Source organism: Variovorax sp. Varisp36 (assembly GCF_047304235.1).
Lineage (GTDB): Bacteria > Pseudomonadota > Gammaproteobacteria > Burkholderiales > Burkholderiaceae_C > Variovorax.
The window spans coordinates 1-20,662 of the sequence record NZ_JBGLYU010000013.1; the positions used below are offsets into that span (position 1 = coordinate 1).

A 20,662-nucleotide genomic window follows, 5' to 3' on the forward strand; every position below is an offset into this window, starting at 1 on the left:
GCAGCCGCTTCGCGATCGTCTCGGCCACCTCGTCTTCCGCCGCGGTGCTGTTCGCGGCCACCATGTCGGTGACGGGTGTCGATGCGGCCACGCGGCTCGCGATGGGCGCGGGCATCGTGCTGCTGGCCGGGGCGTTCTTCGTCATCGCCGGCATTGCCAGGCTCGGTGCGGTGTCGAGCCTGATCGCCAAACCGGTGCTGCGTGGCTTCGCGCTGGGGCTTGCGCTGACCATCGTGGTCAAGCAGCTGCCCAAGGTGCTGGCGGTGCAGCCGGCGCACAGCGATTTCTTCCGGCTCGCCGCGGGGCTCGCGGGCCAATGGCGGCACTGGAGCCTTGCGGGGGCGGCCATGGCGCTGGTAGCGCTCGTGCTGCTGCGCGGCCTCGCGCGATGGCGCGCGGTGCCGGCGGCGCTGCTCGTGATCGTGGCCGGCATCGCGCTCGACGTGAGCGGGCTGTGCCATGCCTGGGGCGTGGCGTCGGTGGGGCCGATCTCGCTCGACTTCTCGCACCCGGGCGTTTCTCAGCTCGACCGCTCGCAATGGCAGAGCCTCGGCGGGCTGGCCTTTGCGATGGCGCTGATCCTCTATGCCGAGTCGTACGGCTCGATCCGCACCTTCGCGATGCGCCACGGCGACAACGTGTCGGCCAACCGCGACCTGCTGGCGCTCGGTGGCGCGAACCTGCTGTCGGCGCTGTTCCAGGGCATGCCGGTGGGCGCGGGCTACTCGGCCACGTCGGCCAACGAATCGGCCGGTGCGCAGAGCCGCGCGGCCGGCATCGTGGCGGGGCTGGTGGTGCTGGTGGCTGTGCTGACGCTGCTGCCGTGGATCGCGCACACACCGGAGCCGCTGCTGGCGGCCATCGTGATCCACGCGGTGAGTCACACGCTGAACCCGGCAGCACTGCGGCCGTACTTCCAGTGGCGGCGCGACCGGCTCGTGGCATTGGTGGCGGTGGCCGCGGTGCTGCTGCTGGGTGTGCTCGACGGCTTGCTGGCTGCCATTGGCGTGAGCCTGCTGCTGCTGCTGCGCGGCTTCTCGCGCACCACCGTCAGCTGGCTCGGGCGGCTGGGCGGGAGCCATGACTTCGTCGACACGGCACGCCACCCCGAGGCCGTGGTGCCGCCGGGCGTGCTCATCGCGCGACCCGAGGTGCCGCTGTTCTTCGGCAATGCGGATGCGGTATTTGCGTCGATCCGTGCGCGCATCGACGCGACGCCGGGCCTGCAACGCATGGTGCTGAGCCTGGAGGAGTCGCCGGACCTCGACGCGACCAGCATCGAGGCGCTGTGCGACTTTGCGGCCTATGTGCGCGTGCGTGGCGCGCGCCTGTCACTGGCGCGCGTGAAGGACGGCGTGCGCGACCTGCTGGCCAAGGTGGATTCGCCCGACCTGAAGGCGCAGGTGTATGCGCCGTGGAGCGTGGACGACGCGGTGCAGTAGCCTTGGCAGGGCGGTACCCCGCCAAAAGCATGCCGACTACTGAACATGGCGCTTCATGACAGTCAGATGTCCGCGGCGATCTCCCGCGTGATGCGCAGGAATTTCTCCACATCCGCGATGGAGTTGCAGTGCAGCGGCGACACCCGCACCGTGCCCGCGAGCCCGAAGGATTCGAGCATGCGCTTCGAGTAGATGCTGGTCGCCACGCGCTCGTAGACTGTCACGCCGCGCAAGCCGTACTCGACCACGGCTTGCGTGCAGTCGATGCGGTCGAAGCCGATGCCCAGGATCAGGTCGCGCTTGCTCAGGTCCTGGTAGTCGAGGAACACATTGACGCCCTCGAGCTTGCGCATGCCGGTGGCGTTTTCGTTGCCGTCCAGAAGCACTGCCAGCAGCGCGCGCTCGTGCAGTTCGATGTGCGTGATGCCTGCCGAGAACAACGCGCGCCGGTCGGTGGCGTCGACGAAGTGCCCGCCGAGCCAGCACACGTAGTCGACGATTTCCGTGAGCACCGCGAACTGCCACGGCGCGGCGCTGCCCAGGTCCCAGTAGCCGGGCTTCTTGCCTGCGAGCTTGTGGTGCGGCAGCACGGCCGCGCGCTCGGACATCCATGACAGCCCCGAGCCCCGGCAGCCGAAGAACTTGTAGGGCGCGAGGTTGATGCCGTCCACCGGCGTCTTCTGCAGGTCGATGAGGCCGTGCGGCGCGTGCTGCACGGCGTCCACCAGGATGTACAGGTCGGGCTTGATCTCGCGCGCGCGGCGCACGATCTCGGCCATGTCGAGCTTGGCGCCCGAGATGTTCGACGCGTAGATCACGTTGAGCAGGCAGGTGCTCTCATCGACCAGCCGCACGATCTCGTCCACGTCGACGCCGCCGGTCACCGGATTGCTCTTCGCCACGCGCAGCTCGCGGCCGAGGCGCTCGGCATACAGGCTCATCGCGTCGAAGGCCGAGGGGTGCTCGAGCACGGTGGTGACCATGTTCGTGCCCGGCACGTTCTCGGCCACCGCGCGCACCATGTCGAACATGGCGCCCGATGCGGTGAGCGAGGCGTACACGCTGCCGCCGGTGGCGTTGAGGATGGTGCGCAGGTCGGCGCTTCCCTTGGCCTGGATGTCCTGCAGCTCGACGGCCGTGGCGTGGATGCGCTCGGCGTTGTCGGGAATGGCGTCGACCTGCGCGAAGCGCTCGGCCGCGGCCTTGAGGCGGAAGGAGCCGCCCGCGTTGTCGAAGTACAGGCGTTCGCGGCCGTGGTGGTCGTGGTCGACCTGCAGGAAGCGGCTCTTCACCTCGCGCATGAGCGCGTCGGAGAAGGCCAGTCCGTGGGGGTGGTTCGAAGACAGCTTGGAATCCATCGCTCAGACGCCCTTGTTGTTGGGGTTCTTGTAGATCTCGCGCACCGCGTCCGACATCGGGAAGTTCAGGTTCGCGTTCTTCGGTGGAATCGGCGAGAGGAACCACTTGGTGTAGAGCTGCTCGATGGCGCCCGACTTCATCAGGCCGGTGACGGTCTCGTCGACCAGCGCCTTGAACTGCGGATCGTCCTTGCGCAGCATGATCCCGTAGGGCTCCTGGCGCAGCGACTCCTTCAGCAGCTTGTAGTCGCCGGGGTTGGTCGCGCTGGCGACCATGCCGGCGAGTTGCACGTCGTCGAGCACGTAGGCATCGGCGCGGCCGGTGGACAGCAGCAGGAAGCCGTCGGAGGTGTCCTTGCCGGCGATCTCGTTGACTTCGATGGCGCCGCTCTTGCGCGCGCCGCGCAGCAGCTGGATCGAGGTGCTGCCCGAGACGGTGGCCACGTTCTTGCCGTTGAGGTCGGCCAGCGCGTTGATGCCCGAGGACTTCTTCACGGCGGCGGTGATGTTGGTCACGAAGTGGCTGGGCGCGAAGTCGACCTGCTGCTGGCGCTGCGTGGTGTTGGTGGTGGTGGCGCAGTCGAGGTCGACGGTGCCGTTCTGCAGCAGCGGGATGCGGTTGGTCGAATTCAGCATGGTGTAGCGCACCTCGATCTTCGCGAGACCAAGCTTGGCCTTCACCGCGTCGACGATCTTCAGGCAGATGTCGTTGGTGAAGCCGATGGGTGCGCTGTCGGCGCTGAGCTTGTACGAGAACGGGATCTGGCTGTCGCGCGCGCCGATCTGGATCGTGCCGCTCTCCTTGATCTTCTGCAGGGTGCCGCCGTCCTGTGCGCTGGCGGCGCCGCAGGCGAAAGCGAGGATGAGGCCGAGTGCGAGAGGCAGTTTCCTGAGGTCCATGGTGGTTCCTTGAAGAGTCGATGACGTTGGCTCGGGCGAATCTTCGGCTTCGCGATGAATTTCTAAAAGCGATTTTTTGTGATCGAATCGCATGAATAAAAGCGTTCTATCAATCACATATCGATGGAGCCGCGATCGTGATGACCTTCAAGCAACTCGAAGCCCTGTACTGGATCGCCCGCCTCGGCGGCTTTGCGCAGGCGGCCAACCAGCTCAACACCTCGCAGTCGGCCATTTCCAAGCGGGTGCACGAGCTGGAGCAGCTGTTCGACACCGAGCTGTTCGACCGCAGCCAGCGCACCGCGCGGCTCACCGAGAAGGGCGAGGAGATGTACGTGCTCGCACAGAAGCTGCTGGCGCAGCGCGACGCGGCCATCGAGCAGTTCGGCAAGCCCGGCGTGGTGGAGCGGCGCATCCGCATCGGGGTGACCGAGCTGACCGCCATGACGTGGCTGCCGCGGCTGGTCGGCCTGATCCAGCAGCACTACCCCAAGGTGATCCTCGAGCCCGACGTGGACGACAGCCTGCAGCTGCGCGACAAGCTGCTGGCCGACGAACTCGACCTCGTCATCGTGCCCGACACCTTCGCCGACTCGCGGCTGCAGCACAAGGCCATCGGCCAGGTGACGAGCGCATGGATGTGCAAGCCCGGCGTGGTGCCGGCCGGCGGCACCGTGCGGCTGCACGAGCTCGCGCGGCATCGCATGCTGGTGCAGGGCAACAACTCGGGCACCGGCCGCGCCTATGACGCCTGGATGAAGGAGCAGGGCGTGCAGCCCGCCAACGTGATCGTGGTGAGCAACCTGGTGGCGCTGACCGGGCTCACTGTGTCGGGACTGGGCGTGAGCTACCTGCCGCGCCAATGCCTGCAGCCGCTGGTGGCGGCCGGCATGCTGACGGTGATCGATGTGGCGCCAGCCCTGCCCGTGGTGCGCTACGTGGCGATGCACAAGGGCGAGCACCGCAGCGCGCTCACCTCGTCCATCGTGATGCTGGCGCAGGCGTGCTGCGATTTCACTCGCATGTTCCAGGCACAGGCGGAAGAGGAGCCGGCGCGGGACTGAGCTTGCCGATCTTGTGCGGTGCCTCAGCAGTCGTGGTCGACGGGGGAGAGGTCCGGATGCAGTTGCTGAAGTGCCAACGACAACCGGACCACCCGCTCTCGCGCGCCCGGCTCGCCCCGGGCCAGGGCGCCCAACGCGGCTTCGTAGTCGTCCGTGAGCTGCTGCCACAGCTCGAAATCAGCACCAAGGCCTTCAGCGTCCTTGTCCATCTTTGCTCCTGTCGGAATTCGACGGCCAATAAGATGTACAAGTTTGACTGATTTTTGCCGAGAGTGTTAGAACTTTAGAGGTCTTGAGGTTATTCCCGGCCAGATATGGCGCCCCGCCCCGCTCTTCAGGCCCCCCGCGCCAGCATCCGGCCCGCCCGCGCAAGCACCCGGGCTTCGGCCTCGCCGCCCCGATAGGCCAGCACGCCGTTCACGAACACCCGTTCCACGCCCAGGCTCACACCGTGCGGCTGCTCATAGGTGGCGGTGTCGGCGATGGTCTCGGGGTCGAATACCACCACGTCGGCCATGGCGCCCGGGCGCAGCAGGCCGCGCTCGGCAATGCGCAGGTTGCGCGCCGTCATGCCGGTCATCTTGTGCACTGCCTGTTCAAGTGTGAAAAGGCGGCGTTGACGCCAATAGCGCGCAAAAACGCGCGGAAAGGCGCCCCAGAGGCGCGGATGCGGATGGCGGTCGTGCGGCAGGCCGTCGCTGCCGATCATGGTGAGCGGGTGCGCGATGACGCGCTCCACGTCTTCCTCCTGCATCTGGAAATAGCAGGCGCCGCCCGGTTTCAGGCGCAGGCAGGCCTCCTGCTCGGTGGTGCCCCATTCGCGCGCGATGTCGGAAATGAGCCGGCCCATCATCTCGGGATGCGGGTCGGACCAGGTGAGCAGCACGTCGATCACGCCGTCGACCAGGTCCTCGCGCAGCACGGTCGAGCCGGCCACATAGGGGTAGACGTCCATCGCGATCTTCTGGCGCCGCGCCAGCGACTCGATCAGCGGCAGGGTTTCCCTGGTACGGCCCCAGTTGGCCGGCCCGGCGCACTTGTGGTGCGAGATGACGAGCGGCACGCCGGCGCTGAAGGCCGAGTCGCCGGCCTCGTGCAGCGCCTCGATGATCTGCTGCATCTCGCTGCGCAGGTGCGTGGCGTAGACGCCGCCGTGGCGGGCCACGACGCGCGCCAACGCCGTCACCTCCTCGGCGGGCGCGGCAAAGGCTTCTTCGTAGAACAGGCCCGACGACATGCCGTGCGCTCCGTCGGCCATGCAACTGTCGAGCAGCGCTTCCATGCGCGCCAGTTCGTCGGCGCTGGCGGGACGGTCCAGCGCCTGCATGGTCGCGAAACGCAGCGTGGTGTGGCCGACCAGTGCGGCCACGTTGAGCGCGGGCTGCCTCGCATCGACGGCCGCGCGGTATTCCGCCATGGTCGCGTGCTTGAACGAATCGGCGCCCAGCAGCGTAAGAGGCGGCTTCGATTGCGGCGTGCGGTACGGCGCGAGCGAAATGCCGCAGTTGCCCGTGACCACCGTGGTGATGCCCTGCGACACCTTGGGCAGGCACAGCGGGTCGCGCAGCACGATGGCGTCGTCGTGCGTGTGCGCGTCGATGAAGCCGGGCGCGATGACCTTGGCGCGGCAGTCGACGATCTCGACGTCGGCCAGCGCGAGGCCGTCGGGCAGCCGCCCGCGCAGGCCTTCGCCGAGCGCGACGATGCGGTCGGCCTGCAGCAGCACGTCGCCGGGCCACGAGGGGCCGCCCGAGCCGTCGACCACGAGGCCGGCCTCGAGCAGGATGGCTTTGGAATCCTGGCTCACGATGCTCGCCCTCCCCCGCTGATGCCGCCGCCATCCCAGCTCTGCAGTGGATGCGTGGTGGCGTCGATGCCATGGCGCTGGAAGGCCTCGCGCGCGCGCTGCAGGCGCTGCACTGCGGGCTCGCCGCGGCGCTGGGCCACGAGCACGGTGAGGATCTCGATGGCCGTGAGGTGCGTCAGGTAGGCGTCGATGCCCACGTGCATTACCGCGTCGTCCGGCACCGAGAGTCCGAGCAGAAAGTCGGCCTTGGCCGCCAGCGCCGTGCCGGGCCGGGTGATCGCGACCACCTTGGCACCCTGCCCGCGCGCGATGTCCACCGCGTCGAGCAGCGAGGGCATGCCGCCCACGTGCGAGATGGCGATGACCACGCCGCCCGGGCGCTGCGCCGCGCCGGCCACCTGCTGCAGGTGATAGTCGGCCCAGGCGTTGGCCGACAGGCCGAGGCGGAATAGCCGGGCCTGCAGGTCGTTGGCCATGAACCATGAGGTGGCGCCCGCGCCATACAGGTCGACGTGCGGCGCGGCCGCGATGGCGGCCACTGCACCGTCGAGCACCTGCATGTCGAGCTGGCCGCGCACGCCCGAGACCGAGGCCGCCGCGCTGCGCGCGATCTTGCCCACCACTTCGTCGGCCGCATCCTCGATGTTGACGCGGCGGTGCAGCGGCGAGCCGCCCAGCGCCAGTTCCTGCGCGAGCGCGAGCTTGAACTCGCGCAGCCCGGCAAAACCGAGGTCGCGGCAGGTGCGCATGATGGTCGGCACCGAGCTGCGCGAGCGTTCGGCCAGCTGCTCGAAGCTTTCCTCGAGCACGCGGTCGGGGTCTTCGAGGATCAGGTCGAGAATCGCGCGCCGCGTCGCCGGGGCGTCGCTGCGGATCTCGCCGATTTTCTGAAGCAGGGAAGGAGTCATCGGTGCGTGTTCAGAAGTGCATGGCGACAGCGTCGCTCACACGGTAGTCCTGTTCGACGACAGGCATCCAGTGCCATTTATCGAAGGTCGTGCAGGGGTGCGAAATGCCGAGGCCGACGCGGTCGCCGACCTTGGGCGCCTCGGCTTCCTCGCCCGCGTCCCAGCGCAGGTAGGCATGCTGGTCGTTGAGTGCGGTGATCTTCCAGCCGGCGGGCACGGCGTGCGGCTGCAGCACGCCGCGCGCGGCACGCGCGATGGGCACGGGTAGCGACAGGTCGAAGGAGATGTCGCGCTTGCCCACGGCAAGGATCGCGAGGCCGGGCTCGGGGCGCGACTGCACCGTGGCCCAGACCTCCATCGCCGGCACCAGGCTTTCGCCGCAGCCGCAGCCCAGGCGCTCGTCCACCGCGCTGACCATGCGCTTGTAGAACCCGTGGTCGTGCGTGACGTAGCAGCCCGAGCGCAGCAGGCCGCGCACCGGCGCGCCGAGCGCGGGCTTGAGACGCCCGGCCACGAGGTCGAAGATGGCCGAGCCGCCTGCGGACACCAGCACCTCGTCGGTCTCGAAAAGTTTTTCGGTGTCGCAATGACGGGCGACGGCTTCCACGCGGTCCATCAACGTTTTGGCGTAGGCCGTGTCGGGCTCGCTGGCGCCGGTCGCACCCTGCCCTTCGTAGGTCTCGATGCCGACGAGCTTCGCGGCGCTGCTGGCGCGCAGCCGCGTGGCCAGCGTGACGGCTTCTTCATGCGTGCGGCAGCCGGTGCGTGCACCGTCGACGCCGATCTCGATCATCACCTCGAAAGGCTCGCTCGCAGGATGGCGCGATGACCAGTCCTCGATCAGCGCGAGCTGCGCCAGCGAATCGACCAGGAACACGATGCGCAGGTCGGCATGGTCGGCCAGCAGCAGCTGGATGCCCGCGAGGTCTTCGTCGCTCACCACCTGGTTGGCGATGAGCGTGCGGCGCGCGCCGGCCGCCACGCCCACGGCAAGCTGCGTGACGGTCGCGAAGGTCAGGCCCCAGGCGCCGGCGTCGAGCTGGCGCTGGAACAGCTGCGGCGACATGGTGGTCTTGCCGTGCGGTGCGAGGTCGATGCCCCATTCGCGCACGCGCGACTGCATCCACGCGAGGTTGTGCTCGAGCGCCTCGCGCTTGAGCACGGCCAGCGGCAGCGGCAGGTCGCCTGCCAGCACGTTCCAGCCGGCAGCGCCGATCTCGCTGCGGCGGCGCGGCGGCTGCGTGCGCGGGTAGCCCTTGAAACTGCAGCTCAGCAGCGGGTCGTTGAAATCGGTGGTGGCGGTATCGGTCATGGTCGTGCGGCAATGTTGGAGAGCAATTCCTTGCGGATGCAGGCGCTGTAGTGTCCGGCGGAAATCTCGTCGAGCGGCGGCACCGTTTGCGCACAGGCCTCGATGGCGTGCGGACAGCGCGTGCGGAACACGCAGCCCGAGGGCGGCGAGATGGGGCTGGGAATGTCGCCCTTCAGCGCGATGCGCTCGGTCGCGACCTCCGGGTCGGGCTTCGGGCTCGCAGCCAGCAGCGCCTGGGTGTAGGGGTGCGAGGGTCGGGCGAACAGCTCGTCGGTGGTGGCGACTTCCATCACCTTGCCGAGGTACAGCACCACCACGCGGTCGCACAGGTACTCGACCACGTCGAGGTCGTGCGAGATGAAGAGCATCGTCAGGCCCAGCCGCTCGCGCAGGTCGGCCAGCAGGTTGATGACCTGCGACTGGATCGACACGTCGAGCGCCGACAGCGGCTCGTCGGCCACGATGAATTCGGGCTCCACCGCGAGAGCGCGCGCCACGCCGATGCGCTGGCGCTGCCCACCCGAGAACTCGTGCGGAAAGCGGCTCGCATGCTCGGCGCGCAGGCCCACGGTTTCGAGCAGCTCGGCAATGCGCTTGTCGCGTGCTGCCGCACCCTTGTGCAGGCCGTGCGTGGACAGCGCCTCGCCGAGGATGGCGCTGATGCGCATCTTGGGGTTCAGGCTGGCATACGGGTCCTGGAAGATGATCTGCAGCTTGCTGCGCAGCTTGCGCATGCGTTCGCCCGTCAGCGTGCCGATGTCGTCGCCGCGGTACAGCACCTGGCCGCTCGTGCGTTCGAGCAGGCGCAGCACGGTGCGGCCGATGGTGCTCTTGCCCGAGCCCGATTCGCCGACGAGGCCCAGCGTCTCGCCGTGCCGGATCGCGAACGACACGTCGTCGACCGCGCGCACGGGGCGATCGCTGCTGCCGAAGTACTTCTTGAGTCCGCGGACTTCGATGAGGGGGACGGCGGTGGTCATCGTGGGTGTTTTGTATTGGCTCCCTCCCCTTTCGGGGGAGGGTTGGGGTGGGGGCACGACGGCACTGGATGGAGCACTGCGCCGAACGAACGCCGCTTGCCCCCATCCCAGCCTTCCCCCGGAAGGGGAAGGAGCAACACGCCAGGCAGTGCGCTTCTCATGCGACCCTCTTCAGGGGTTGCGCTGGCTGCACGCGGATGCAGCGGGCCTGGCGGCCGTGGTGTGTTTCGATCAGCGGCGGCATCGCGGTGCTGCATTCGGGCAGCGCCTGGTCGCAGCGCGGCTCGAAGGCGCAGCCGGGCGGCGGCGCGAGTGGGCTCGACACCTGCCCGCGAATCGCGAACAGCCGCTTCGGCTTGGGCTGCCCCGGCAGCCGCGCCTTGCCCGGCAGGCAGGCCAGCAGGCCCTGCGTGTACGGATGCTCGGGCTGCGCGAACAGCGGCCGCACGGGCGCGCTCTCGACCACGCGGCCCGCATACAGCACCACCACGTCGTCGGCATGGTGCGCGACCACGCCGAGGTTGTGCGTGATGAACAGGATGCTCATGCCCGTTTCGGCCTGCAGCCGGCGCATGAGTTCGAGGATCTGCGCCTGGATGGTCACGTCGAGCGCGGTGGTGGGCTCGTCGGCGATCAGCAGCGTCGGGTCGCAGGCCATGGCCAGCGCGATCATCACGCGCTGGCGCATGCCGCCCGAGAGCTGGTGCGGGTACTCGTGGATGCGCTGCGCTGCGGCCGGGATCTCGACCAATTCGAGCATGCGCAGCGCATGCGCCAAAGCAGCCTTGCGATCGAGGCCCTTGTGCAGGCGCACGCTCTCGGCGATCTGCTCGCCGATGGTGAACACCGGGTTCAGGCTGGTCATCGGCTCCTGGAAGATCATCGACAGCTGGTTGCCGCGCAGCGACCGCATCTCGCGTTCGCCGATCTGCAGCAGGTCGAGCGTCTTGCCTTCGCGCGTCACGAACGCGGCGCTGCCGCTGACCTGCGCGTTCGCGGTCTTGGGCAGAAGGCGCATCAGCGTGAGGCTGGTCACCGACTTGCCCGAGCCCGATTCACCGACCAGCGCGGTGGTCTTGCCGGGCTGGATGGAGAAGCTCACGTCGGCCACCGAACGCACGAGGCCGTCTTCGGTGGGGAAGCTGGTGCTCAGGTTGCTGACCGTGAGACGTGGTGTTTGATTGGCGTTCGTCATCACGATGTCTTCTTGAGCTTCGGGTCGAGCAGGTCGCGCACACCGTCGCCCAGCAGTTGCAGCGACAGCGCCGTGAAGATGATCGCAAGCCCCGGGAACAGCACCACCCAGAAGGCTTGGTGCGCGTACTGCTGGCTGCCCGCGACCATGGTGCCCCAGGTCGGGATCTCGGGCGGCACGCCGACGCCGAGGAACGACAGACCCGCTTCGGCCAGGATGGCGTAGGCGAAGATGAACGACACCTGCACCAGGATCGGCGACATCAGGTTCGGCAAGATGTGCCGCCACAGGATGCGCGAGGTGCGCACACCCAGCGCACGCACCGCTTCGACAAACAGCAGTTCGCGCACCACCAGCGTCGAGGCCCGCACCACCCGCGCCACACGCGGCGTGTAGACCAGCACCAGCGCAAGCACCGTGTTGATGAGCGACGGCCCGAGGATCGCCACCAGCGCAATGGCCAGCAGGATGTCGGGGAAGGACATCATCGCGTCGACCACGCGCATCAGCGGCGCGTCGAGCCGGCGGAAGAAGCCGGCCATCAGGCCCAGCACCGTGCCGGCGATAACGGCACCCAGCGCCGTGAGCGCAGCGATGGCTAGCGAGTAGCGCGCGCCGTGCACGATGCGCGAATACAGGTCGCGGCCCAGTTCGTCGGTGCCGAGCAGGTGCTCGGCGCTCGGCGCCTTCAGGCGCTGCAGCACCGCCGTGTCGTTGGGATCGATGGAGGCGAACAGCGGAGCGCCGATCGCCAGGATGGCGATCACCAGCAGCACCAGAGCGGAAACCATCACGATGCGGCGATGCATCAGCTGGCGGAGCATTCGAGGCATGCGCATCGCTCAGACCTTCACGCGCGGATCGACCACTGCGTACAGCAGGTCGATCGAGAAATTGATGAGCACATAGATCGCGGCGATCACGAGCAATGCACCTTGAATGACGGGGTAGTCGCGCCGCAGCACGGCGCTGACCACCAGGTTGCCCACGCCGGGCAGGCCGAACACGGTCTCGGTGATGACGGCGCCGCCGATCATCAGCGCGACCGTGAGGCCGATCACCGTGACGATGGGCACCAGCGCATTGCGCAGCGCATGCTTGAGCACCACCGTGCTTTCGCTCAGGCCCTTGGAGCGCGCCGTGCGCACATAGTCTTCGCCGAGCACGTCGAGCATCGAGGCGCGCGTGAAGCGGATGATGAGCGCCGAGTTCAAGAGGCCCAGCACCGTGGCCGGCAGCACCAGCGCCTGCAGCCGCTCGGCCAGCGCCGCATCGGGCGCGCCGTAGCCCGACACCGGGAACCAGCCGAACGACACCGCGAAGATCTGGATCAGCACGATGCCCAGCCAGAAACTCGGAATGCTCGCGCCCAGCATCGCGATGCCGGTGAACAGCTGGTCGACCACGCGCCCGCGGAACACGGCCGAGACGATGCCGCAGGGCACGCCGATCAGCGCGGCGATGGCCACGGCCATCAGCGCGAGCAGCGTGGTGGGTTCGGAGCGCTCCCACAGCGCCTGCGTCACGGGACGCTGCAGGAAGATCGAGGTGCCGAGATTGCCCTGCAGCACCTCGCGCAGCCAGTAGCCGAACTGCACGGGCAGCGGCTTGTCGAGGCCGTACTCCTTCTGCACGCGGGCGATGTCGGCCGCGGTGGCCTGGTCGCCCAGCAGCACCGAGACCGGGTCGCCCGATGCGGCGCGCGTGAGCACGAAGACGAGCACGGCCACGATGGCGAGCACGACGAGCATGCCTGCGGCGCGGGAAGCGATGTAGCGGATCATGGGGCGGTTATTGCTTCAACGGCCTCGTTACTTACTTGATCCGGGCGTTCCAGAAGAACGGCCAGGTCGCGGGCTGGTAGTTGTCCAGCGCCGGGCTCCTTGCCGACAGGCCGTTGAACTTGCCGACGTTGATGTACGGCACCTCGTCGTAGACCACCTGCTGCACCTTGCCCCACAGTGCGCCGCGCTTGGCAGGGTCGCTCTCGACGTTGAAGGCCTGCAGCGCCGTCTTCTTGGCGGGCGTGTCCCACCAGCCGGGTGCGCCGTCGCCGAGCTGCGGCGGCGAGAGCATCGGCTCGGGGAACTGGCCCGAATGCGTGACGTAGATGTCCCACAGCTTGGGGTCGTTGCGGCGCTGCACCAGCGTGGCCCAGTCGACCACGTTCAGGTCGACCTTGAAGCCGGCACGCTTGAGCTGCTCGGCCATCAGCAGCGCCATGTTGTAGTGGAAGTCGTACTGGCGGCTGGTGAGCACGCGGATCGGCTCGCCCTTGTAGCCAGCCTTGGCCGCGGCCTCCTTCGCCTTGGCGGCGTTGCGCTGGTTGTACTGGTCGGCACCGGCCGCCGAATAGAACGGCGAGCCCTTCGGGAAATGGTTGCCTTCGGCCACGAAGAAGCGCGTGTCGCCGAAGCCGGCCGCGAGCATCTCGCCTTCGCCGAGCGCGGTCTGGATCGCCTGGCGCACCGGCTGGCTGGCGGCCACGCCTTCCTTGGTGTTGAGCACGAGGTACGGGAAGCCGAACGAGGGCGTCATGATCGGCACCGTCTTGCCGCCCGACTTCTCCAGGCGCGGCAGTGCTTCCACCGGCAGCAGGTCGGCAAAGTCGTACTGGCCGGCCAGCGCGCCTTCGACACGCGTGCTGGCGTTGGGCACGGGCACGAAGCGCAGCTCCTCGATCGCCGCTTCGCGCTTGCCGCCGTAACCGCTCGCCGGTTCCTTGCGCGCGCTGTACTTGTCGAAGCGCGTGAGCAGCACGAACTGGTCGGGGCGGCGTTCCTTGAACTTGTAGGGGCCGGTGCCGACGAAGTCCTTCAGCGGCGAGGCGATGGAATCCTTGGCCATGATCGCGGCCATGCCGCTGGGCAGCGCGAGCTGCGACAGCAGCGGTGCATAAGGCTCCTTCAGCACGACTTCGACCGCCAGCGGGCCCTTGGCCTTGAGGCTGGCGACCTCCTTGCCCACGGCCTTGCCGCGCGGCGACTGGTCCATCCAGCGCTGCAGGCTGGCCACCACATCGTCAGCCGTGAGTTCGTGGCCGTTGTGCAGCATCACGCCCTTGCGCAGGGTGATGGCGTAGGTCTTGCCGTCGGCCGAGATCTTCGGCATGCCTTCGGCCAGCATCGGCACCACGCTCCACTTGGCGTCGAAGGTGTAGAGCGTCTCGTACACGTGCTGCATGATGGTTCCGACCAGGTCGGCCGTGGAGGCCATCGGGTCGAGCGTCTGCGGCTCGGCCACCATCGCCAGCGTGGCGAAGTTGCGCGGGCCCTGGGCGTGGACCTGCTGATGGGGCAGCGCGGCGCACAGCATCGCGAGCAGGGAAGCTCCCAGCAGGCTGCGCTTCGACAGCTTGGGCAGGCGCTGGACAACAGGACCGACGTGGGGCATGGGGAACTCCTTCATGGGGCGTGCGAGTTTGTGAAAGAAAATTTCTCTTCGGCCTGGACTTTGAAGCAGTATTCATGCCAAATCATCCGTGTTAACCCTCGATTAAGGGTTACTCTGAAAGAGATTTTCAGATTGAGCGCGATACTCGCGACTCTCCTTCCTTCACTACTCTTCACCTCTCAGGAGTCTCCATGCCCCTCGAATACCTCGGCGCCCCGCCCGTCGCGTCCGACCGCCAGGCCCGCCCCTTCTCCCCGGCCGTGCGCGCCGGCGACTTCATCTACGTGTCGGGCCAGGTACCGGCGAACAAGGATGGTGAGATCGTGGTGGGCGGCATCGAGGCGCAGACGCGCCAGGTGATGGAAAACCTCAAGACCGTGCTCGCGCTGGCCGGCGCCACGCTCGACGACGTGTGCAAGAGCACTGTCTGGCTGCAGGACGCGCGCGACTTTGGTGCCTTCAACCGCATCTACATGGGCTACTTCGGCGAGAACAAGCCGGCGCGCTCGACCACCGAGGCGCGGCTGATGGTCGACGCCAAGGTCGAGATCGACGTGGTGGCCTACAAGCCGAAGGCCTGAGGACGCGGGAGCGGACTTCAGCCCTTCAACTCGGTCTTGCGCTGGATGATGCGCGAGACCAGGCCGTACTCCACGGCCTCCGCAGCCGACAGCCAGCGGTCGCGCTCGATGTCGGCCAGCACCACGTCGATGGGCTTGCCGGTCTCGCGCGCGATCTCGTGCGCGATGCGCTGGCGGGCCTTGATGATTTCCTGCGCCTGGATTGCGATGTCCGTCGCCTGCCCGCCCGCGCCGCCGCTGGGCTGGTGGATCAGGAAGCGCGTGTTGGGCAGGCACACGCGGCGCTCGCGCGGCACGGCCAGGAACAGGTGCGTGGCCGCGCTGCCGACCCAGCCGGTGCCGATCATGTTCACCGGCGCGCTGATGAAACGCACGATGTCGTGGATGGCATCGCCCGACTCCAGGTGCCCGCCGGGCGAACTCACGAGGATGTCGATGGGCTTGTCGGCGCTGTCGGCATCGAGCGCAATGAGCCGGCGCGTCACATCGGCGGCCACCGAATCTGTGACGGTGCCGAAGATCAGCAGCGTGCGCGACTTGAAGGCCTTCTCCTCCAGGTAGGAGTTGCGCGGCTCGGCGGTGGCCGCGGGCTTGGTGTCGTCTTCGGATTCCATTGAGAACATGGGCAGCATGAAGCAGGCTCCTGTGGTTTTGGACTGTCGGGCTGTCTTGACGGACAAGCCCCAGTTTCGCGGCATTGGGCCGGTCGTGCCAGGCCGGCCCGAATCACCCCGCCAGCCGCCCCGCCACCAACTGCAGCACCCGGTCGCAGCGCTTCGCCAGGTCCTGGTCGTGCGTGACCATCACGAACGCCGTGCGATGCCGGTGCGCGAGGTCGAGCATGAGCGCGAACACCGTGTCCGCCGTGCTGCGGTCGAGGTTGCCGGTGGGCTCGTCGGCCAGCACGCAGGCCGGCTGCGTGACCAGCGCACGCGCGATCGCCACGCGCTGGCGCTCTCCGCCCGACAGCTCGGCCGGACGGTGATGCAAACGCTGGCCCAGGCCCACGCTTTCGAGAATCTTCGCCGCCGACTGCGCGGCCGCATGCGGCTCCACGCGGCGGATCTTCAGCGGCATGGCCACGTTGTCGAGCGCGCTGAACTCGGGCAGCAGGTGATGGAACTGGTAGACGAAGCCCAGGTGCTGGTTGCGCAGCCGCCCCTGCTCGGCCGCGTCGGCGTGCGCGATGTCCTTGCCGAGCAGCTCGACCTTGCCCGTCGTGGGCGCATCGAGCCCGCCCATCAGGTGCAGCAGCGTGCTCTTGCCGGAGCCCGATGCGCCGACGATGGCCAGTGTTTCGCCGGCGTGCACGTCGAGGTCCACGCCGTGCAGCACGGTCAGGTCCAGCCTGCCCTCGTGGAACCGCTTGGTGAGGCCGCGGGCCTTCAGAACGACACTGTTGGCGCCGGACCGCCCCAAGCCAATAGCGGCCCCCTCGGAGGGCAGCGAGGTCACGACAGTGCCGAGCGTGGGGGTCAGTTCACTCATAGCGCAGCGCCTCGGCCGGGTTCACGCGGCTGGCGCGCCAGCTCGGGTACAGCGTGGCGACGAAGGCCAGCACCAGGGAAATGATCGCGATCGGCACGATGTCGCTTTGCTGCGGATCGCTCGGCATCTTGCTGATCAGGTAGATGTCCTTCGGCAGGAAGCTCGCATGGAACAGCTGCTCCAGGAAGGGCACGATCACGTCGATGTTGTAGGCGATGCCCAGGCCCAGCAGCAGGCCGGCCACGGTGCCGATCACGCCCACCATCGCGCCCTGCACCACGAAGATGCCCATGATGCTGCGCGGCGAACTGCCCAGCGTGCGCAGGATGGCGATGTCGGCGCGCTTGTCGGTCACGGTCATCACCAGCGTGGACACCAGGTTGAAGGCCGCCACCGCCACGATCAGCGTGAGGATGATGAACATCATGCGTTTTTCGACCTGCACGGCCGCGAACCAGGTCTTGTTCTGGCGCGTCCAGTCGCGGATGAGGAACTCGCCCGGCAGCGTCACGGCCAGCTGGTCGGCCACGTCGCGTGCCTCGTTGAGGTTCTTGAGCTTCAGGCGGATGCCGGTCGGCCCTTCGAGGCGGAACACCTTGGCCGCGTCCTGCTCGTGGACCATGGCGAGCGCCGAGTCGTATTCGTAGTGGCCCGAGTCGAAGGTGCCGACCACGGTGAACTGCTTCAGGCGCGGCACCACGCCCGCCGGCGTGACCTGCCCGCCCGGCGCCACCAGCGTGACCTGGTCGCCCGGCTGCACGAAGAGCGAACGCGCCAGCTCCGCGCCGAGCACGATGCCGAATTCGCCCGGCACCAGCTTGTCGAAGGTGCCCTTGGAGGCGATGCCGTTGATGTCGGTGACTTCGGGCTCGAGCTTGGGATCGATGCCGCGCACGATGGTGCCCTTCATGTCCTCGCCGCGCGCAATGAGCGCCTGCGTGTTGATGAAGGGCGCTGCGCCGACCACCTCGGGGTTCTTGCGGGCAGCGGCCGTGATCGTGTCGAGGCTCTGCAGCGCCTGGCCGTCGCGCGAGAAGATCTCGATGTGCGACACCACGCCGAGCATGCGGTCGCGCACTTCCTTCTGGAAGCCGTTCATCACACTGAGCACAATGATCAGCGCCGCCACGCCAAGCGCGATGCCGAGCATCGAGACACCGGAGATGAAGGAGATGAAGCCGTTGCGCCGCGTCGCCCGGCCTGCGCGCGTGTAGCGCCAGCCGAGCTGCAGTTCATAGGGAAGTCGCATCAAATTCCCCGCCGAGCCGCCTCAAGGGGAATTTGCCCACCCTCGGGGGGCAGCGAATACACGAAGTGAGGAGCGAGGGGGTAGGTCATCGGCGGAATTGTGGCATCCCGGATTCCCTTGGGGCTTCCCGGACAATAGGGAGATGGCCGAAACCCTCCCACGTCACCTGTTGATTCCCTTTGCCGGCCGCGGTTCCCCTGCATGCCGCGCTGCGCTGCCCACCTTGCGGCTCCCCAATCTCGAAACCTTGCTGGCGCGGCTCACGCTTACCGATACCGACACGCAGGACGAAAGCACGCGCTCGCCTCCGCACGAACGCGCGCTGGCCCGGGCAGCGGGCATCGCCGCGGCCGACGGCTGCATTCCCTGGGCTGCGCTCGAAGCGCGGCAACTGGGCATCGCCGCGCCCAACGACCATGATGGCTGGGGCCTCGTCACGCTGTGCAACTGGCAGGTCGGCATCGACGACGTGGTGCTGGGCGATCCGTCCGCCATCGAGATCGACGCCGCCGAATCGGCCGCGCTGCTGCAAGCCGCGCGCCCCTTCTTCGAGGAAGACGGCATCGCGCTGCACCCCTCCCCCGTACCCGGCCGATGGCTGGCACGCGCCCCCATCTTCGACGGCCTGGCCACTGCCTCCCTCGACCGCGCAGTAGGCTACCCGATCTCGCAGTGGTCGCCGCTCGGCGACTCGGCACGGCCGCTGCGCCGGCTGCAGAACGAAATGCAGATGCTGCTGTACACCCAGCGCGTGAACGACGACCGCGCCGCACGCGGCGTGCCGCCGATCAACTCCTTCTGGCTCAGCGGCACCGGCGCACTGAAGCACGAGGTTGCGCCCGCAGCCGTGCCGGCAGTGAGCGATGCACTGCGCGAAACCGCCCTGCGCGACGACGGCATGGGCTGGGCTGCCGCCTGGCATGCGCTGGACGCCGGCCCGGTCGCCTCGCTGCTGGCCGGCTACACGGGTGGCGCCGAGGTGTCCCTCACGCTGTGCGGCGACCGCGCGGCGCAGCGCTACACCGTGCAGCCGCGCGGCCTGGCTGGCTGGGCCAGGAGCCTGTTCGACCGCAAGCGCGCATCGGTCGTGCTGGAGTCGCTATGAAAATCATCGCCAGGGAGATCCCGCCACGCACCGTCTGGGCGCTGGAGCAAGCCGGCGTGCACCCGCTGCTCGCGCGGCTGTTCGCCGCCCGCGGCGTGCGTGCCAAGGAAGAACTCGATGACGGCCTCGCGCGCCTGCTGGCGCCCGACACGCTGCGCGGCACGCACGAGGCCGCGGTGCTGCTGGCAGACGCCATCGCGCAGGACAAGCGCCTGTGCATCGTCGCCGACTACGACTGCGACGGCGCCACCGCCTGCGCGGTCGGCGTGCGCGGCCTGCGCCTGCTGGGCGCGAAGCACGTGAGCTACCTCGTGCCCGACCGCGTGGTCGACGGCTACGGGCTCACGCCGCCCATCGCCGAGCGCGTGGCCGACAGCGGCGCCGACATGCTGATCACCGTCGACAACGGCATCGCCAGCGTCGAAGGCGTGGCCGCCGCCAAGGTGCGCGGCCTGCAGGTGCTGGTGACCGACCACCACCTGCCCGGCCCCGAGCTGCCGTCGGCCGACGTGCTGGTGAATCCGAACCAGCCTGGCTGCGAATTCGAGAGCAAGAGCATTGCTGGTGTCGGCGTGATGTTCTACGTGCTGCTCGCGCTGCGCTCCGAGCTGCGCAGGCGTGGTGTGTTCGACACGCCTGCGCCCGCCGTCGGGCCGCCCCAAGGCGGGCCAGCCTCCCCCTCGGGGGGTGGCGAAGCACACGAAGTGGCAAGCCGGGGGGCAGGCAAACCGCAACCCAAGCTCGACGCGCTGCTGCCGCTGGTCGCACTCGGCACCGTGGCCGACGTGGTGAAGCTCGACGCCAACAACCGCCGCCTCGTGGCACAGGGCCTGCGCCGCATCCGCGCCGGTGCGATGCCTGCGGGCGTTGCCGCCTTGTTCAAGGCCGCGGGCCGCAATGCCTGCGTCGCCACCACCTTCGACTTCGGCTTCGCACTCGGCCCGCGCATCAATGCCGCCGGCCGGCTGGCCGACATGACGCTGGGCATCGAATGCCTGCTGACCGACGACGCGGGCCGCGCCGAGGAACTCGCGCGCATGCTCGACGGCATCAACCGCGAGCGGCGCGACATCGAGGGCGGCATGCGCGACCAGGCGCTGCTGCTGGCAGAGTCGCTGTTCGCCACCGATGGCGAGGGCATCGAAGCGCCGCCGCCGGCCATCAGCGTGTTCGACGCGGGCTTCCACGAGGGCGTGGTGGGCATCGTGGCCTCGCGCATCAAGGACCGCTTCCACCGCCCGACCTTTGTCTTCGCCGCCAGCGGCGCGCCCGGCAAGGAGCAGGAGCTGAAAGGCTCGGGCCGATCGATTCCGGGCTTCCACCTGCGCGATGCGCTCGACCTCGTGGCCAAGCGCCATCCGGGCGTGCTGCTGCGCTTCGGCGGCCATGCGATGGCGGCCGGCTGCACGGTCGCGCGCGAGCACTTCGAGACCTTCGAGAAAGGCTTCGCGCAGGTCGCCGGCGAATGGCTGGCCGAAGCCGCGCTCACGCGGCAGATCGAGACCGATGGACCGATCTCGCGCGAGTACATGCGCATCGACCTCGTCGACACGCTGCACCGCGAGGTGTGGGGCCAGGGCTTCGCGCCGCCGACCTTCAGCGAAGAGGTGGAGGTGGTGTCGCAGCGGCTGGTGGGCGAGAAGCACCTGTCGCTGAAACTCAGGCACCAGGGCCAGCCGATCGACGCGATCTGGTTCAGCCACACCGAGCCGCTGCCGCCGCGCGTGAAGCTGGCGTTCCGGCTCGATGCCGACGAATGGCAGGGCGTGCGGCGGCTGCGGTTCCTGGTCGAAGGGGCGGAGTTCTAGGCGCTGTCCCTGGAAAAGCCTGCAATCGCATGCCATGGCGGGCGGGCAGTCGGGACGGATTCCTACGCGTGC

Annotated in this window: 19 protein-coding genes; 5 read left to right on the plus strand and 14 right to left on the minus strand. The window is 68.3% G+C overall.

What is annotated here, in order from left to right; genetic code table 11:
* On the plus strand, positions 1-1,442 hold a 1,442-nt coding region (locus ACCD11_RS10245), incomplete at its 5' end, for a SulP family inorganic anion transporter (protein ID WP_413313773.1).
* Between the two features lie 62 nt (positions 1,443-1,504).
* Here the strand turns inward: ACCD11_RS10245 and ACCD11_RS10250 are convergent.
* A complete protein-coding gene (locus ACCD11_RS10250; RefSeq protein WP_413313774.1) occupies positions 1,505-2,800 on the minus strand; it encodes an aminotransferase class V-fold PLP-dependent enzyme in 1,296 nt (431 codons plus the stop codon).
* A 3-nt stretch (positions 2,801-2,803) separates the two neighbouring features.
* Positions 2,804-3,700 carry a transporter substrate-binding domain-containing protein gene (locus ACCD11_RS10255; RefSeq protein WP_007837461.1) on the minus strand — a complete coding sequence of 299 codons (897 nt, stop codon included), beginning with the start codon at positions 3,698-3,700 and terminating at the stop codon, positions 2,804-2,806.
* A gap of 140 nt (positions 3,701-3,840) precedes the next feature.
* Between ACCD11_RS10255 and ACCD11_RS10260 the strand changes: the two genes are divergently transcribed.
* Positions 3,841-4,764: a LysR family transcriptional regulator gene (locus tag ACCD11_RS10260; RefSeq protein WP_007837462.1), complete on the plus strand. Its 924-nt coding sequence runs from the start codon at positions 3,841-3,843 to the stop codon at positions 4,762-4,764.
* A 23-nt stretch (positions 4,765-4,787) separates the two neighbouring features.
* On the opposite strand, the gene ACCD11_RS10265 is transcribed toward ACCD11_RS10260, so the two are convergent.
* The 9 genes from ACCD11_RS10265 to ACCD11_RS10305 form a co-directional block, all read right to left on the minus strand.
* Complete coding sequence (locus tag ACCD11_RS10265; protein ID WP_007837463.1) at positions 4,788-4,973, minus strand: hypothetical protein; 186 nt, start codon at positions 4,971-4,973, stop codon at positions 4,788-4,790.
* Positions 4,974-5,098: 125 nt separating this feature from the next.
* Entirely contained in the window at positions 5,099-6,571 is a 1,473-nt protein-coding gene (locus ACCD11_RS10270; protein WP_413313775.1) for an N-acyl-D-amino-acid deacylase family protein, read from the minus strand.
* On the minus strand, positions 6,568-7,479 hold the full coding sequence (locus ACCD11_RS10275; protein WP_007837465.1) for a MurR/RpiR family transcriptional regulator: 912 nt from the start codon (positions 7,477-7,479) through the stop codon (positions 6,568-6,570). Before ACCD11_RS10275 ends, ACCD11_RS10270 begins: the two co-directional genes overlap by 4 nt.
* Positions 7,480-7,489: 10 nt before the next feature.
* Entirely contained in the window at positions 7,490-8,791 is a 1,302-nt protein-coding gene (locus ACCD11_RS10280) for an amino acid deaminase (protein WP_413313777.1), read from the minus strand.
* Entirely contained in the window at positions 8,788-9,771 is a 984-nt protein-coding gene (locus ACCD11_RS10285) for an ABC transporter ATP-binding protein (protein WP_413313778.1), read from the minus strand. The genes ACCD11_RS10280 and ACCD11_RS10285 overlap by 4 nt, the downstream gene beginning before the upstream one ends.
* Before the next feature lie 157 nt (positions 9,772-9,928).
* The gene (locus ACCD11_RS10290) at positions 9,929-10,966 is read right to left on the minus strand and encodes an ABC transporter ATP-binding protein (protein WP_413313779.1); all 1,038 of its coding nucleotides are present in this window, start codon (positions 10,964-10,966) and stop codon (positions 9,929-9,931) included.
* Positions 10,966-11,805 carry an ABC transporter permease gene (locus ACCD11_RS10295; protein WP_007837472.1) on the minus strand — a complete coding sequence of 280 codons (840 nt, stop codon included), beginning with the start codon at positions 11,803-11,805 and terminating at the stop codon, positions 10,966-10,968. Before ACCD11_RS10295 ends, ACCD11_RS10290 begins: the two co-directional genes overlap by 1 nt.
* Positions 11,806-11,808: 3 nt before the next feature.
* Positions 11,809-12,750: an ABC transporter permease gene (locus ACCD11_RS10300; protein ID WP_007837473.1), complete on the minus strand. Its 942-nt coding sequence runs from the start codon at positions 12,748-12,750 to the stop codon at positions 11,809-11,811.
* A 31-nt stretch (positions 12,751-12,781) separates the two neighbouring features.
* Entirely contained in the window at positions 12,782-14,359 is a 1,578-nt protein-coding gene (locus ACCD11_RS10305; RefSeq protein WP_413313780.1) for an ABC transporter substrate-binding protein, read from the minus strand.
* Between the two features lie 191 nt (positions 14,360-14,550).
* Between ACCD11_RS10305 and ACCD11_RS10310 the strand changes: the two genes are divergently transcribed.
* Entirely contained in the window at positions 14,551-14,940 is a 390-nt protein-coding gene (locus ACCD11_RS10310) for a RidA family protein (RefSeq protein ID WP_007837475.1), read from the plus strand.
* Between the two features lie 17 nt (positions 14,941-14,957).
* Here ACCD11_RS10310 and ACCD11_RS10315 read toward each other — a convergent pair whose 3' ends face one another.
* The 3 genes from ACCD11_RS10315 to ACCD11_RS10325 form a co-directional block, all read right to left on the minus strand.
* Positions 14,958-15,572, minus strand: a complete 615-nt coding sequence (locus ACCD11_RS10315) for an ATP-dependent Clp protease proteolytic subunit (RefSeq protein WP_413313781.1) — start codon at positions 15,570-15,572, stop codon at positions 14,958-14,960.
* A gap of 94 nt (positions 15,573-15,666) precedes the next feature.
* Positions 15,667-16,428, minus strand: coding sequence for a lipoprotein-releasing ABC transporter ATP-binding protein LolD (gene lolD / locus ACCD11_RS10320; protein WP_007837479.1), 762 nt, complete (start codon positions 16,426-16,428; stop codon positions 15,667-15,669).
* Positions 16,421-17,677: a lipoprotein-releasing ABC transporter permease subunit gene (locus tag ACCD11_RS10325; protein ID WP_413313782.1), complete on the minus strand. Its 1,257-nt coding sequence runs from the start codon at positions 17,675-17,677 to the stop codon at positions 16,421-16,423. Before ACCD11_RS10325 ends, lolD begins: the two co-directional genes overlap by 8 nt.
* A gap of 142 nt (positions 17,678-17,819) precedes the next feature.
* Here ACCD11_RS10325 and ACCD11_RS10330 point away from each other — a divergent pair, with 142 nt between their 5' ends.
* Positions 17,820-18,782, plus strand: coding sequence for a hypothetical protein (locus ACCD11_RS10330; protein ID WP_413313783.1), 963 nt, complete (start codon positions 17,820-17,822; stop codon positions 18,780-18,782).
* A complete protein-coding gene (gene recJ, locus ACCD11_RS10335) occupies positions 18,779-20,590 on the plus strand; it encodes a single-stranded-DNA-specific exonuclease RecJ (RefSeq protein WP_413313784.1) in 1,812 nt (603 codons plus the stop codon). The genes ACCD11_RS10330 and recJ overlap by 4 nt, the downstream gene beginning before the upstream one ends.
* The last annotated feature ends 72 nt before the right edge of the window (positions 20,591-20,662 follow it).

Coding starts and splice junctions, on each gene's coding strand:
- ACCD11_RS10250 (WP_413313774.1), bottom strand. CDS start 2,800: ATGGATTCCAAGCTGTCTTCGAACCACCCCCACGGACTGGCCTTCTCC.
- ACCD11_RS10255 (WP_007837461.1), bottom strand. CDS start 3,700: ATGGACCTCAGGAAACTGCCTCTCGCACTCGGCCTCATCCTCGCTTTC.
- ACCD11_RS10260 (WP_007837462.1), top strand. CDS start 3,841: ATGACCTTCAAGCAACTCGAAGCCCTGTACTGGATCGCCCGCCTCGGC.
- ACCD11_RS10265 (WP_007837463.1), bottom strand. CDS start 4,973: ATGGACAAGGACGCTGAAGGCCTTGGTGCTGATTTCGAGCTGTGGCAG.
- ACCD11_RS10275 (WP_007837465.1), bottom strand. CDS start 7,479: ATGACTCCTTCCCTGCTTCAGAAAATCGGCGAGATCCGCAGCGACGCC.
- ACCD11_RS10280 (WP_413313777.1), bottom strand. CDS start 8,791: ATGACCGATACCGCCACCACCGATTTCAACGACCCGCTGCTGAGCTGC.
- ACCD11_RS10285 (WP_413313778.1), bottom strand. CDS start 9,771: ATGACCACCGCCGTCCCCCTCATCGAAGTCCGCGGACTCAAGAAGTAC.
- ACCD11_RS10290 (WP_413313779.1), bottom strand. CDS start 10,966: ATGACGAACGCCAATCAAACACCACGTCTCACGGTCAGCAACCTGAGC.
- ACCD11_RS10295 (WP_007837472.1), bottom strand. CDS start 11,805: ATGCGCATGCCTCGAATGCTCCGCCAGCTGATGCATCGCCGCATCGTG.
- ACCD11_RS10300 (WP_007837473.1), bottom strand. CDS start 12,750: ATGATCCGCTACATCGCTTCCCGCGCCGCAGGCATGCTCGTCGTGCTC.
- ACCD11_RS10305 (WP_413313780.1), bottom strand. CDS start 14,359: ATGCCCCACGTCGGTCCTGTTGTCCAGCGCCTGCCCAAGCTGTCGAAG.
- ACCD11_RS10310 (WP_007837475.1), top strand. CDS start 14,551: ATGCCCCTCGAATACCTCGGCGCCCCGCCCGTCGCGTCCGACCGCCAG.
- ACCD11_RS10315 (WP_413313781.1), bottom strand. CDS start 15,572: ATGCTGCCCATGTTCTCAATGGAATCCGAAGACGACACCAAGCCCGCG.
- lolD (WP_007837479.1), bottom strand. CDS start 16,428: ATGAGTGAACTGACCCCCACGCTCGGCACTGTCGTGACCTCGCTGCCC.
- ACCD11_RS10325 (WP_413313782.1), bottom strand. CDS start 17,677: ATGCGACTTCCCTATGAACTGCAGCTCGGCTGGCGCTACACGCGCGCA.
- ACCD11_RS10330 (WP_413313783.1), top strand. CDS start 17,820: ATGGCCGAAACCCTCCCACGTCACCTGTTGATTCCCTTTGCCGGCCGC.
- recJ (WP_413313784.1), top strand. CDS start 18,779: ATGAAAATCATCGCCAGGGAGATCCCGCCACGCACCGTCTGGGCGCTG.